Origin of the sequence: Pedobacter sp. UBA5917, from assembly GCF_002432345.1 — a bacterium.
Taxonomy (GTDB): Bacteria; Bacteroidota; Bacteroidia; order Sphingobacteriales; family Sphingobacteriaceae; genus Pedobacter.
The window spans coordinates 1-12,790 of record NZ_DJDT01000333.1 but is presented as its reverse complement, the minus strand read 5'-3'; the positions used below and the strand labels follow the sequence as shown (position 1 = coordinate 12,790).

General features: G+C 38.0%; 14 protein-coding genes. 6 read left to right on the top strand and 8 right to left on the bottom strand.

Features of this window, described 5'->3' with window-relative positions:
* Nucleotides 1-83 precede the first annotated feature (83 nt).
* Nucleotides 84-938, bottom strand: coding sequence for a dihydropteroate synthase (folP, locus tag B2V92_RS23180; protein WP_293312583.1), 855 nt, complete (start codon nucleotides 936-938; stop codon nucleotides 84-86).
* A gap of 99 nt (nucleotides 939-1,037) precedes the next feature.
* On the opposite strand from folP, the gene B2V92_RS23175 reads away from it, so the two are divergent.
* From B2V92_RS23175 to B2V92_RS23155, 5 genes are all read left to right on the top strand, one after another.
* A complete protein-coding gene (locus B2V92_RS23175) occupies nucleotides 1,038-1,583 on the top strand; it encodes a DUF1599 domain-containing protein (RefSeq protein WP_293312581.1) in 546 nt (181 codons plus the stop codon).
* A gap of 61 nt (nucleotides 1,584-1,644) precedes the next feature.
* Nucleotides 1,645-2,796 carry a BT_3928 family protein gene (locus B2V92_RS23170; RefSeq protein ID WP_293312580.1) on the top strand — a complete coding sequence of 384 codons (1,152 nt, stop codon included), beginning with the start codon at nucleotides 1,645-1,647 and terminating at the stop codon, nucleotides 2,794-2,796.
* 1 nt (nucleotide 2,797) lies between these two features.
* The gene (locus B2V92_RS23165) at nucleotides 2,798-3,853 is read left to right on the top strand and encodes an ABC transporter permease (RefSeq protein ID WP_293312578.1); all 1,056 of its coding nucleotides are present in this window, start codon (nucleotides 2,798-2,800) and stop codon (nucleotides 3,851-3,853) included.
* A gap of 4 nt (nucleotides 3,854-3,857) precedes the next feature.
* Complete coding sequence (locus B2V92_RS23160) at nucleotides 3,858-4,304, top strand: DinB family protein (protein ID WP_293312576.1); 447 nt, start codon at nucleotides 3,858-3,860, stop codon at nucleotides 4,302-4,304.
* 20 nt (nucleotides 4,305-4,324) lie between these two features.
* Entirely contained in the window at nucleotides 4,325-4,828 is a 504-nt protein-coding gene (locus B2V92_RS23155) for a shikimate kinase (RefSeq protein ID WP_293312574.1), read from the top strand.
* 126 nt (nucleotides 4,829-4,954) lie between these two features.
* Here the strand turns inward: B2V92_RS23155 and crtD are convergent, their stop codons facing one another.
* Nucleotides 4,955-6,442 carry a 1-hydroxycarotenoid 3,4-desaturase CrtD gene (crtD, locus tag B2V92_RS23150; protein WP_293312572.1) on the bottom strand — a complete coding sequence of 496 codons (1,488 nt, stop codon included), beginning with the start codon at nucleotides 6,440-6,442 and terminating at the stop codon, nucleotides 4,955-4,957.
* Between the two features lie 39 nt (nucleotides 6,443-6,481).
* Here crtD and B2V92_RS23145 point away from each other — a divergent pair, with 39 nt between their 5' ends.
* Complete coding sequence (locus B2V92_RS23145) at nucleotides 6,482-6,958, top strand: virulence RhuM family protein (protein ID WP_293312570.1); 477 nt, start codon at nucleotides 6,482-6,484, stop codon at nucleotides 6,956-6,958.
* Nucleotides 6,959-7,146: 188 nt separating this feature from the next.
* Here B2V92_RS23145 and B2V92_RS23140 read toward each other — a convergent pair whose 3' ends face one another.
* The 6 genes from B2V92_RS23140 to B2V92_RS23115 form a co-directional block, all read right to left on the bottom strand.
* On the bottom strand, nucleotides 7,147-8,850 hold the full coding sequence (locus tag B2V92_RS23140) for a M28 family peptidase (protein WP_293312569.1): 1,704 nt from the start codon (nucleotides 8,848-8,850) through the stop codon (nucleotides 7,147-7,149).
* Between the two features lie 45 nt (nucleotides 8,851-8,895).
* Nucleotides 8,896-9,354, bottom strand: coding sequence for a DoxX family protein (locus B2V92_RS23135; protein WP_293312567.1), 459 nt, complete (start codon nucleotides 9,352-9,354; stop codon nucleotides 8,896-8,898).
* A 101-nt stretch (nucleotides 9,355-9,455) separates the two neighbouring features.
* A complete protein-coding gene (locus B2V92_RS23130) occupies nucleotides 9,456-9,929 on the bottom strand; it encodes a DinB family protein (RefSeq protein ID WP_293312565.1) in 474 nt (157 codons plus the stop codon).
* Between the two features lie 744 nt (nucleotides 9,930-10,673).
* Nucleotides 10,674-11,294, bottom strand: coding sequence for a HEPN domain-containing protein (locus B2V92_RS23125; RefSeq protein WP_293312563.1), 621 nt, complete (start codon nucleotides 11,292-11,294; stop codon nucleotides 10,674-10,676).
* Nucleotides 11,287-12,315, bottom strand: coding sequence for a ParA family protein (locus B2V92_RS23120; protein ID WP_293312562.1), 1,029 nt, complete (start codon nucleotides 12,313-12,315; stop codon nucleotides 11,287-11,289). Before B2V92_RS23120 ends, B2V92_RS23125 begins: the two co-directional genes overlap by 8 nt.
* Nucleotides 12,316-12,519: 204 nt before the next feature.
* Nucleotides 12,520-12,790 (bottom strand): hypothetical protein (locus B2V92_RS23115; RefSeq protein WP_293312560.1); only part of this gene is annotated, 271 nt, incomplete at its 5' end.

The window sequence follows — 12,790 nt, the reverse complement described above, 5'->3', positions numbered from 1 at the left end:
GCATATCAGTTAACCAATTTAACCAATTAACCATTTCAATAGGCGTATTGCATGTCAGTTAACCGATTTAAACAGTTAACCGATTAACCATTTAACATCCCCACCAACCTCACACATTCCACCGCTTCCTTCACATCATGTACCCTTAAAATGCCTGCACCTTTTTGCAGTGCTATTGTATTTAATACTGTGGTACCATTTAGTGCATCTGCTGCAGTATTGCCCAGTGTTTTATAAATCATGCCCTTGCGGGAGAAACCGACCAGAATCGGGAGTTTGAAAATTTTAAAAGCTTCCATCTGGTTCAGCAATTCATAATTGTGTGCTATCGTTTTTCCAAAGCCAAAACCAGGGTCGATAATTACATCATGAACGTGCAATGCCCTAAGTGCTGCAACTTTTTCGGCCAGGTAATCAATCACTTCAAGCAGTACATTGTTATAAACCGGATTTTGCTGCATATTTTGTGGTGTACCCTGCATGTGCATCATCATGTAGGGAACCTGCAATCTGGCCACGGTTTCGAACATTTTATCGTCCATGTCGCCACTGGCAATATCATTAATGATATGTGCCCCGGCCAAAATGGTTTCCTCGGCTACTTTTGCCCTAAAGGTATCGATAGAAATAACTGCTTCAGGAAATGCTGCCGTCAAACTTTCTACCACCGGGACCAAACGGTCTGTTTCTTCAGCTTCCGAAATATCTTTAGCACCCGGCCGGGAAGAGTACCCGCCGATATCGATAAAAGTAGCACCCTCATTTAAAAACTGTTCGGCTTTGCTTAAAGCTTCATCTATTGTTTTTGTGCGGCTATTGCTATAAAAAGAATCGGGGGTGATGTTTAAAATCCCCATTACTTTTGGCGTACTTAAATCGATAAGTTTTCCTTTGATGTTTAAGCTTTGTTTGGGCTCAAAAAAGTTTTTTTCTGCCATAATAAACCCTTTCGGGATTTGGTTTCCGCTTTAAAAATGTATCTTTAGCTTTTGTTTTTTCACGACAAAAATACACTAAAAACTAAATAATTATTGGCTTTGGCACAAACAAATACCTCTACAGAATTTGATGAAGTGATTGCGGTTTGCAGATCATTATTTTTAAAAAAGACTAAAGATTATGGCACCGCATGGCGCATTTTAAGACCAAGTTCGATCACTGATCAGATCTTTATCAAAGCACAGCGCATCCGTACCCTCGAAGAGAAAAAGGTGAGCAAAGTAGGAGAGGGTGTGGTATCCGAATACATTGGTATTGTAAATTATTGTGCCATAGCAATGATGCAGCTCGAGCTTACCGAAAACGATCCGAACGAAATGCCTTATGAAGAGGTAGAAAAACTGTTTGAAGAAAAGGTAACCGAAACCAAAGATCTGATGTTCGCCAAAAATCACGATTACGGAGAAGCCTGGCGCGATATGCGCATCAGCTCTTTAACCGATCTGATTTTGATGAAGATTTTTAGGGTTAAACAGATTGAAGATAACGAAGGGCAGACCCTCGCGTCGGAAGGTGTGAAAGCGAACTATCAGGACATGCTAAATTATTCGGTTTTCGCGTTGATTAAATTAGGAGTGAAATAAATTATTCCAGATTAAACCACAGGCCATTTAAATATTGTAAACCACAGAAAAATATATACCGATGCAAAATGTACTTTTAAGATTCTCCCGATTTTTTGTTGGTGCACTATTCATATTTTCAGGATTGATCAAAGCGAATGATCCACTTGGCTTTGGTTATAAACTGCAGGAGTATTTTGAGGTTTTCCACATGAATTTCCTTAGTGGAATGGCCACGGGCATTGCCATTTTACTCTGTACTTTAGAAATTGTGCTGGGCGCATTATTGCTATTGGGTTTCTGGAGCAAAAAAGTTGCCTGGGGTTTGCTGCTGTTGATTATCTTTTTTACCCTGTTAACTTTTATCTCAGCTGCATTTAAAGTGGTTACCAGTTGCGGTTGTTTTGGCGATGCCATTCCGCTTACGCCTTGGCAATCGTTCAGTAAAGACCTGATCCTTTTGGTACTGATTATTGTAATCTTTCTAAAGAAAGATCTGATACAGCCCTTATTTAAAAAAGAAGCCACACAAAGAAATATTGCCATTGCGGTAACTGTTGTTTCGTTAGGATTTGGATTGTACACCTACAACGTACTACCGATCCTGGATTTTCTGCCTTATAAAGTTGGTGCACATATCCCTTCGTTAATGGTGATCCCTCCGGGAGAAAAACCTGATGAATTTGAGATCATGTACCACCTCAAAAACAAGAAAACCAAAGAGGAGAAGGATATGAGCGATAAGGATTATCTTAAAACCGAAATCTGGAAAGACAGTAATTGGGAAATTATTGGCGAACCGACTAAAAAACTGGTTAAAAAAGGATTTGAGCCTAAAATAAAAGATTTAAATATTACCGATGCTTCTGGTACCGATTATACAAAAGAACTGATCGAAAACCCATACTACAATTTAATTTTTGTGGCTTACGATCTTCATGCCACAAACGAGGCCGCTATCGGTAAATTAAATGCACTGGCTATAAACGCTACACAGCAATTTAATATCCGTACCGTATTGCTTACTTCCAATTCGGCACAGGATGCCCAGGCCTTTATTAAAAAGAACAACTTGTTTTCTGAAGTTTTTTATGCTGATGCTGTACCTCTAAAAAGCATGGTAAGGGCTAATCCTGGCGTTTTATTAATGAAAAACGGTGTAGTGATCAATAAATGGCATTTCCATAACGTTCCTACTTTTGATCAGTTGAGCAGGAAATATTTCGATAAATAACATGATCGGATACGCACTAAAAAAACTGATGTACGGACTGCTGGTAATGGGTGGTATAGTATTGGTTGTTTTTGTGCTGTTTAATATTTTACCGGGTGATCCGGCACGGATGACGATGGGGCAACGTGCAGATGTACAGTCGCTTGAGGCTGTTCGTAAAGAATTCGGTTTAGACCGTTCCAAACCCGTTCAGTTTATTTTATACCTCAACGATTTATCTCCCATTAGCGTATTGGATAACGATAGTACCAGTCGACAGAAGTACCATTATGCAAAGCTCGTTGCATTTGATAAAAAAGTATTAGCCTTAAAATGGCCTTACCTGCGCAGTTCGTATCAAACCAAACGCGATGTAACCGCCATCCTTTCCGAAACGGTGCCGAATACTTTTATCCTTGCCCTAACAGCAATGATTTTTGCCACCCTAATCGGTGTGTTTTTAGGCGTTTTATCAGCCGTTTATAAAGATTCGTGGATTGATAAATCGGCCAATGCTTTTGCGATTTTGGGTATATCTGCGCCTTCTTTTTTTGCAGGGATTATTATTGCCTGGCTGTTTGGTTTTGTACTGAGCAGTTATACTGGTTTAAAAATGAGCGGTAGCTTGTATTCTTACGACCCCTTTAATGGCGAAGTATTAACTTTAAGGAATTTATGGTTACCCATGATTACGCTGGGTTTAAGACCGCTGGCCATTATTGTACAGCTTACACGGAGTGCCATGTTGGATGTGCTGGCACAGGATTACATCAGAACAGCTCGTGCAAAAGGATTAAGCCGGAATGCGATTATTTATAAACATGCCTTAAAAAATGCCATGAATCCGGTAATTACGGCGATTTCTGGATGGTTTGCTTCTTTATTGGCTGGTTCTTTTTTTGTGGAATACATTTTCGGTTATAACGGATTGGGCAGAACAACGGTAACTGCTTTAGAAATGTCCGATTTTCCGGTGGTAATGGGATCTATTCTTTTTATCGCTTTCGTATTTGTGGTAATCAATATCCTGGTTGATATTTTATACGCTTATGTCGATCCAAGGATTAAATTAAGTTAGGTTTATGCAGGAAGAAGAAATAATCAACTATACCGAGCTGGCAGATGGCCGGATTATCGAAATATTTAAACAAGCAACGATTGAACTGCCTGATGCCGAACGGTTATTTAGCCATGTGCTCAATGCGCAACATATTTGGGCACAGCGTATTTCAGGCATGAAACCACTTTACGGCGTTTGGGATGTCCATCCAAAAGAACATTTTGAAAGTCTTTCAGCTGATAATTTTAAACTGATCAGGGCAGTACTGAAAGAAAGTGCGCTGGATAAAATAATTTCGTATAGCAACTCGAGGGGAGATCAATACGAAAACAGAATAGATGAGATTTTATTTCATTTATTTAATCATTCTACTTATCATCGCGGACAGGTGGTAACTTTGTTAAAAAAGGAAGGTTTTACACCACCTGTAACCGATTATATTATGTTAAAACGCGACCATTTATTGTAGGTCGGCTCTAAGAAATACAGATGAAAATTTTCCTTATCGGATATATGGGCTGCGGAAAAAGCACCAAAGCAAAACAATTGGCACACCGTTTAGAATGCCCGGTGATTGATCTGGATGCCGAAATTGTTTCTAAAACGGGTAAAACCATTGCCGAGTATTTTGCCGAATTCGGAGAAAGCGGTTTCCGCGATTACGAAAGCGAAATACTTAAAACATTCGATTATCCCGAAACCTGTGTGGTGGCTACCGGTGGTGGGTTGCCTTGTTTTTTTGACAATATGGAATGGATGAATGCACATGGCGAAACCGTATACCTACAAATGGAGCCTGCTGCATTGGTATCGCGTCTGCATAACCGCCAAAAACGTCCATTAATTAAAGATCTGGATGATGAGCAGTTGCTTGAATTTATCAAAGAGAAACTTCAGGAACGCGATCCTTTTTATACCCAGGCAAAACTGATTGTAGATGCATTTGATCTGGATGGAGAAAAGCTTGAGGAAGCGATTAAGGGGAATGTTTAGTCAGGAGTCTTCAGTCATGAGTCCTTAGTCGGGTTACAGAGTGAATTTGGAGTTTTGGGTTTGGAGTCAGTTAACCAATTAAACAATTAACCCAATAAGCAATTTGCCTTACCAATTAACAAATGACTAATGAACTATTGAGCCAATCCCGTCATCAATAATCTTCGCAGACAGTAACGCCAGTGGAATCCCTCCACCAGGATGTACGCTACCTCCGCAGAAGTATAGATTTTTAACTTGAGAGCTGAAATTAGAATGTCTCAAAAAAGCAGAAAACTGATTGTTCGAGCTGTTTCCGTATAAAGAGCCCTGATAAGAACCTGTTTTGCTTTCAATACTTCGGGGATCAAGGATCTGTTCGCAGATAATATCTTTTTCAATGTTCCGGTTTAAAACGCGGCCTAACTTTTTAATAATATTTGCTCTTGCTTCACTAATCAATTGCTCCCAGTTTTGTCCGTTGTTGGCCGGTACATTAATCATCACAAACCAATTTTCGCCATTTGCAGGTGCATCATTTCTAATGTGCTTGGAAGTAATGTTGATGTAAATGGTTGGGTCGTTGCTGATGGTCTTATCCTTCCAGATTGCATTAAATTCGCCTTGGTAATCTTTACTGAAAAAGATGTTATGCAGGCCGAGATCGCTGTAATTGCCATCCATACCCCAGTAAAAAATCAAAGCCGAACTGCTGCGTTCCTGACTTAATAATTTTTTAGGTTCAGGAATGTTTTTAAGCAGATTTTTATAGGTAAACCAGATATCCAGATTAGAAATTACTGTATCTGCTTTGTAGACTTTGTCGTTAACTTTTACCCCCTGTACTTCAGGTTTGCCATTATTGGAATATAAAATTTCTTCAACTTTTTGACTGTAATGGAATCTGACACCTAATTCTTCTGCTAATTTCACCAAAGCTATAATAATACTGTACATTCCGTTTTTAGGTAGAAAAGCGCCAAAATGATACTCAAAATGCGGAATTACATTCAGTGTGGCCGGTGCCTGATAGGGATCGGATCCATTGTAAGTTGCATAGCGGTTAAACAGTTGGCTTATCCTTTCATCTTTAAAGAAAGCGTGATTTGCCTTGGCCTGGGTTCTAAAAGCATCAATCTGGCCGAAGCGGAAAATCGATTTCAAAGTATCCCAATGCAGATAGCTTTTAAGCTTATGCAAACTCCGTTCTAAAAATACCCGATGGGTAACTTGATAAATCGTTTCGCTTTTTTTAAAATATTTCTGAACTTCTGCGGCGGTTGAGTTGGTTTTTTCTTCTATTTCCTTTGCAAAATTGTTAAGATCTGCAGTGGCCTTTAATTTTAATCCATCTTCATAAAAATAGCGGCAAATTTCATTCAGTTTAGTATAGCTAAAATAATCTTCTGGGTTTTTTCCTGCTATTTTGAACAATTCATCTACATATTGCGGCATGGTAAAAAGACTTGGGCCAGCATCAAACCTGAAACCATTCACTTTTATCTCACCTAACTTGCCACCGGGTTTTGAGTGAGCTTCGAAAACATCTACTTCATAACCTTTAACCGCACAGCGGATCGCAGATGCAATCCCGGCAATTCCGGCACCGATAACTATGGCTTTTGATTTAGGCATATTGCGAAAATAGGGTAAATATTTTACTAACTTAAAGCGATGGTTAAAGATGAAATTATAATTTATAAAACTGAAGAAGGATTACCTATTATTGAAGTGGCTTTTAGTAACGATACTGTTTGGCTTACCCAACAGCAGATGCAGCATCTTTTTAACAAAACGAAGCAAAATATAAGTCTTCACATTAAGAATATATTTAAAGAAAACGAACTTATACAAAAGGCAGTTGTCAAGGAATCCTTGACAACTGCCAAGGATGGAAAAAGTTATAAAACATTCTATTATTCACTTGATGTGGTTATATCGGTGGGTTATCGGGTAAAATCAAAAGAAGGAACAAAATTTAGGATATGGGCCAATCAGATTTTAAAGGATTATTTATTAAAAGGTTATGCCCTAAATCATAAAAGATTACAGGAACAAAACCAGCAACTTATAGAATTAAAACAGGCAATTAAATTGGTAAGTGCTGTTCAAAACAATCATTTGCTTGATGAGAATACTATGACTGGTTAGTACTTTTTGGCCACTTTTTCCTGAAGCTGCCGTCATGCTGAACTTGTTTTATTAGCTGCTTTTATATTTTTAAAGGTCTAATAGCTACTACATGGTCAGCATCTCTCCTGTTAGATAGACCCTGAAATAAATTCAGGGTGACAACGGTGATTTGACTATATGCTAGAAATCTTTTAAGGATATTATTACTACTTCAACTCCTCCAAATATACTTTAGTTTGCTTTTCGATCTCGTTTGTGGCAAATTTAATGGCCGAGCCAACTCTTGTGGTTTCTGCTTTTACCGGCATTTTATTAATGGTTGCCAAAGCATCTACATACCATTTGCACCAAACTTCGATAATATGTTTTTCATCGGCCGCTGCTTTTCCTTCGGCAATGGCTTTTTTGCTTAGTTCAAATTCAGTTTTTAAACGTATCAGGGCATCGGTTTTAACCTGCGAAACGGTAGCTGTTGCTGTATTTTCATCTGCCGAAATTAAAGTGTAAGCGGCAGTTAAACCACTTATCCCAACATTTTTCATTTCGGTTGGCGAAACTTTATCAATCCTGTCGTTATCCGTATGGTAAAATACATCAGTAAAATGCCACATCAATAATCCGGGAATCTTATTCTGTAAAAATGGTGTATGGTCGCTGCCACCTTCAAAAGGATTATAATTAACGATCCAGTTGGCAAATTTTCCTTGCGCTTTGCAGATGTCGAAAATAAAATCGTTAAAATAATGCGGAAAGAGGTCTTTTTCGCCTACATCACCAGCGCCCCATTCGGTATGTTTATCTGTTCCCCTCGTCCAGATGGCAGATGGATCGGGCATCTTTTCGATCAGGAAAGAGCCACCTGTTTTTTGGGTGTTTTCGCCAACCATATCCAAACTCATGCCCCACATAATGCCTTTGGCACGGGTGGTATCTTCGGTAATATAACGTCTGGTTGATACGATCTCATCCCCCCATAAAAAGGTTAGGGTACGCTTCGGACTGATTTTTTTCGCCTGATACAATTCTGCTGTTAGTCTGGCCATTTCTGCCAACGTACCCACACCGCTTGCATTATCGTTTGCTCCCGGTTCCTGCACGTGTGCACTAAATACAAAACGTTCTTTAGGGTTTACACTTCCCCTAACATTAGCCACAATGGTTAATTCTTCCGATGGGTAGATTTTAGTCTGGATATTTACCTTTAATTTCGTTTCGCCTTTTAAACAACTTACCTTTAATTTTTCTTTGGCCGCGTAAGATAGGAGCAATGTCCATACTTCACTGTTGGCTTTCATGCTGCCAAACTGGATGGAAGTTTGATGGATTTCCGGCTGGGTATATTTAGGCATCGAATAACCTAAAACACCTATTGCTCCTGCTTTGGTAGCAATTTGGAGTAAACGCGATGGATTATTCTCCGAAAACAGGATTTTTCCTTTCAAATCCATTTTTTCTATTTCTGTCTGAACCACTTTTTCAATGTAAACCACATTAGCTGTAACCCCACTAACAGAGGTTGAAACGCAGTTGATTGGAATCATGTTGCGGTTGGTTTTAAAAGAAATAAGTGGTTGGCTTTCTCCTATAATATCGATATTAGCATCAACAGGTTCCCAGGTATTGTTTTTCATCGCCCTTTTTTCGATGCGATAAGTTAAAGGTGCTTCAGATTCGTCTTGTTTCTGTTCAACAAAACCGGCTTTTTTTAAGATGTTTTCTACGTAATGGATACTTGCATTAAAACCGGTATTACCAGGCACACGAAAATATTTCTCTACAAAGGCTGTGGTTTCGTAAGCATTTTTCTCTTTAAACCCGGCCCGTGTTAGTTTAAAATAATCGTCTGTAGCGTTTTGGGCGTAACCCGACAATCCCGCAAAAAGCAGTGCAAAAAGTATCTTCGTTTTCATGATTCATCTATAAAAACGAAAGATACTAAGAATATTTAAGCTTGGTTAAGCGTAACGCTTACCGGTTTTGTTTTTTAATCCTTCATCAACCGATAATGGACCCGAACCCACCACCCAGAACAGAATAAGCAGAAACAGTACAAGTACCGAAAGCCATAATTCCGAATTTGGCATAGAGAAACCAGGAGTAAGATTGATGAAAAATACGGCAAATAATAAAATTGGGATCTGGATAACAACCGCGAAGCGGGTAACCAATCCTAAAGTAATTAGGATGCCCCCAACCAAATGTGCAAAGGCCACAACATGAATGGCCACGCTGATCAGTACACCCGAAAAACCGAATATGTTATTCTGTGTGATCATGTTCTGGAGTACCGAAGTGTCGCTGATAAAAGAAACACCTTTTCCAAAGATGATGAGGCCAAGGACAATGCGCAGATAATCCAGCCATTTTGAATGATGAACATCTCCCCAATGTTCAATTTTACGGATAACATTCATAATGAACCTCCATTTTTATGTGAATGATATATTAAGTTACGCAATTAAATTATAATATCAAATAAGATATTGAAAATCAAGAGTTAACTACATAATGTACTTTATTCCTTGCCCAACAACCTCAAATATGTAAAAATCTTTCCACTATGCTCAGCTTCGTGGTAGTTAGCGGCTTGTAGTGCCTCAACATGATTTTTTACCTGAAATCCGATGGGCAAATCAAAAGGCTCATAGTTGACGAATAGCCTGGATTCCAGATCGGATTCCAGGTGGTTAACCGTATCAATCAGTAAATGTTTTACCTCATTAACATCCGGAGTAATTTCCCATGAACGTGGAGATGATCCAATTTTGAAAGATTCCATAAACTCATTGGGTATATACATTGGTAATCCGCTACGCATGTACATATGCCGCTGCTGAGAAGTAATACAATGACCAATTTGCCAAATTATATTATTGTTAAAACCCTCCGGAATTTTAAATAATATCTCGTAATCAATTGTTTCCATCAATTGCAATAGCCTGGTTCTGCTAGCTCTTAAAATTTCACATTCGAAACGTTCATTACCCATTAAAGTTGGTTTAATTATTTAACAACGGAAGAATTAATTACTTTTACTAAAATAGCCTTTTCATATTAAAGTCCAAATCGACACTTTTTTTTAAAAATTTTATCATTCTACATCTTACTGATCTGTTGAATTCATTTTATGCCTACTGTTCTGAACAAATTATGCTGCTAGATAAAAACTAATGATATTTTCAAATCAGTTAGGCCAATACGCTACAATCTTCGAATAAAAAACTTCTCTTTTACAAGCATTAATTGTTATGTAGAGTAAAATTAAAATTACATCACAATATGGCATAATACTATACAATCACATAAACAAAAGACTATGTTGGAAGAGATAAAGAAAAAGTAGACAAAAAGATTTTTTTTTGTGAGATTATCAATCGTTTTATCTTATCTCATAATGAAGACTAGCTAATTTTTTAAATTTTCTTCATGTAGTTTTCCCAAGCATCAGGTTTTTCAGAATTGATAGGATGTGTACCATCTCCCCATAGCCAAAACTCTTCAATCTGACCTAAATCATCTCTTTGATAACGAGATCATCTGTTCCTCCTAAAGTTAGAATAAATTTCTCTGTCAACCCTCTATAAAAAATAAATTCAGCGTCTTCATAGGTCTGATTTATTGATGCATTATTCTTAGTCCTTGCGGTAAAGGGATTGATACTTTCTGTTAAAAATTCGCCATGACCGAATGTAGAATCCCTCACCAAACAAGAGCGATATTAAATTTCAAACATTTAAACTGTACTAACCAGAATGAAGATTTGATCACCAAGATTTTTAACGTAAGTAACCATATCTTGAGTATCGGTGTGAGTAAGTGTTTGGGTTATTCCACTTGATAAATCTAAATCCATTTCATGTGCAATTTGATTTCTCCGAATTACAATATTGTTAAGTGTCCCTTTAGCAGCATTCATCGTCAAACCTAACGCTGTAGCAATTTTTTGCCATTTATGAGGCTCATCCCATACAAGTCCTAAAGCATCTTTCAATTTCTCTGGATCTTGAAAAGATAAAAAGCTATGTTTTCGTTCGATTATTCCTTGAAATATTGCTGCCGGTGGAATCGGATGGGTGGCAGCTGCAATTTCAGCTTGTTGGGATAATGAAAGCTGATAGTTACCAAATGCAGAGGTATAAGGTCTGGTGCCTAAAAATATTTCAACCATTCCAATCTTTACAAGCTCATGGATCATTTTATCAAGCGCAGACACAGCATAAACTATTTCACTACGAAGCAAATCTTCAACATCTCCATGGGGAATGCCTAGATTATTGACAGAATGTAAGTAGATACCATCTATCCGAGATATTCTTATAAAACTGTGGTCAAACTGATTTTTAGCTCTAACCATTTAATTTTAAATATTCAATTTTTAAAGCTAACTCAGTGAATCTTGCAAAAAACTGGTTCTTCTTTTCTACCATTTGGTCTAACACTACCCCTCCAAACCCCATTTCATTTTCCTCTAGAGCATAAACGGGGACACCATGTAGCTGCGACTGTTGCTGTAAACTTTGAAAATCCGGAATTTCTCCTAAACTATAATTATCTCCCATCTCGGCCTGCTGATAAATTGCCAAAGGATAAGTCATTCCTGCTGAGGTAAGCGCTGGTACCAGTCCATTTCTTACTTCATTTAAGATTTCATTCATGGTATTACGAAACGGGGTTGCAGGCTTTCCTTTTCTTATATTGTAGCGTTGGATAATAACGCCACCCAGTTTCGGATTCTTATCTGGAAACGGATAAGTGGAGTTTTGAAATGTATTCTTCCATTCATTTGCCGCTCTAAACCAGCGGGGCAAAACTTTGGAGAGTGTGGAAATTGCCATTAAAGAAAAAGGATCAGGATTAGTTGGTATTATAAAAATATCAGAAATACTGAATAAATTTTGATTAATCGCACTCAATCCGGGATTCAGATCGATCAAAACATAGTCTATATTTAAGTAATCCTTAGTTTTTGATATCAAGGCATAAAAAGCACCAGGAAGATTTTGCATTGTCGAAAATGCGCCAGGAGCAGATTGTGCAAAGCTTAAAGTTGGTTCAAGCTCCGTTAAGTTTGGGTGTCCAGGCAATAAAAAAAGATTTGGGTTCCTAGGAACATTATAACAGTCAATTTGCTCAATAGGCGTTGGCTTACCATCAAAAGCCGAACTTACACCATCTTTGATATTTAAATGTTTTGTTGCGTCTTCTGTATAATATTCATCAAAACCGTCTTGCATGATTAAGCTAGTTAGATTGCATTGTGGATCCGCATCGACTACTAATACCCTGCTTCCCCGTTCCGCAAGCATCCATCCCAAATGAAATGTTGTAGTGGTTTTACTAACACCACCCTTATGATTAAAAAATACTATATTCATAAATAAAGATAGTATTTAGTGCCAGTATTAGCATGGATTAAGCCATTAATAAAATTTTTTTTTGTTTTAACTGCTAAATATTGACGGAATCGGGTTGAATCATAATCCTTCTTCCTCCCACATTTCTTTTATGAATCCGGCTGCGTCTGAAAACATGTAATTTTTTAGAAGGTGTAGCATTGCTAAGTGATATATCTTGCCGTCCTAATCAATGCCTTCAGTTTCTCTGATTGCAAGCAGACCGATGTGCTGCATCAGTGAAGAAAGGCTCCTGAAATTTTTGTAGATTTTGTGGCGGCAAATATATTTTAAAGTATCCTTATTAATGACCCCACGGGCGGTACAGTAGGCCAGCTTTTCCTGATAAGATGGATTTTCAAGAAAAACCCAGCTGCTGATCCTACTTGAAAATTCTGGCATGCCTTTGACGTCATGATCCGTCTCATCCATTAATTTTTTATAAAAAAAATGTGGT

What these genes read in the sequence shown, in the direction of transcription:
- folP (WP_293312583.1), bottom strand. Translation starts at nt 938, where the DNA reads ATGGCAGAAAAAAACTTTTTTGAGCCCAAACAAAGCTTAAACATCAAA.
- B2V92_RS23130 (WP_293312565.1), bottom strand. Translation starts at nt 9,929, where the DNA reads ATGGGTAATGAACGTTTCGAATGTGAAATTTTAAGAGCTAGCAGAACC.
- B2V92_RS23125 (WP_293312563.1), bottom strand. Translation starts at nt 11,294, where the DNA reads ATGGTTAGAGCTAAAAATCAGTTTGACCACAGTTTTATAAGAATATCT.
- B2V92_RS23170 (WP_293312580.1), top strand. Translation starts at nt 1,645, where the DNA reads ATGCAAAATGTACTTTTAAGATTCTCCCGATTTTTTGTTGGTGCACTA.
- B2V92_RS23160 (WP_293312576.1), top strand. Translation starts at nt 3,858, where the DNA reads ATGCAGGAAGAAGAAATAATCAACTATACCGAGCTGGCAGATGGCCGG.
- B2V92_RS23140 (WP_293312569.1), bottom strand. Translation starts at nt 8,850, where the DNA reads ATGAAAACGAAGATACTTTTTGCACTGCTTTTTGCGGGATTGTCGGGT.
- B2V92_RS23135 (WP_293312567.1), bottom strand. Translation starts at nt 9,354, where the DNA reads ATGAATGTTATCCGTAAAATTGAACATTGGGGAGATGTTCATCATTCA.
- B2V92_RS23165 (WP_293312578.1), top strand. Translation starts at nt 2,798, where the DNA reads ATGATCGGATACGCACTAAAAAAACTGATGTACGGACTGCTGGTAATG.
- B2V92_RS23145 (WP_293312570.1), top strand. Translation starts at nt 6,482, where the DNA reads ATGGTTAAAGATGAAATTATAATTTATAAAACTGAAGAAGGATTACCT.
- B2V92_RS23155 (WP_293312574.1), top strand. Translation starts at nt 4,325, where the DNA reads ATGAAAATTTTCCTTATCGGATATATGGGCTGCGGAAAAAGCACCAAA.
- B2V92_RS23120 (WP_293312562.1), bottom strand. Translation starts at nt 12,315, where the DNA reads ATGAATATAGTATTTTTTAATCATAAGGGTGGTGTTAGTAAAACCACT.
- crtD (WP_293312572.1), bottom strand. Translation starts at nt 6,442, where the DNA reads ATGCCTAAATCAAAAGCCATAGTTATCGGTGCCGGAATTGCCGGGATT.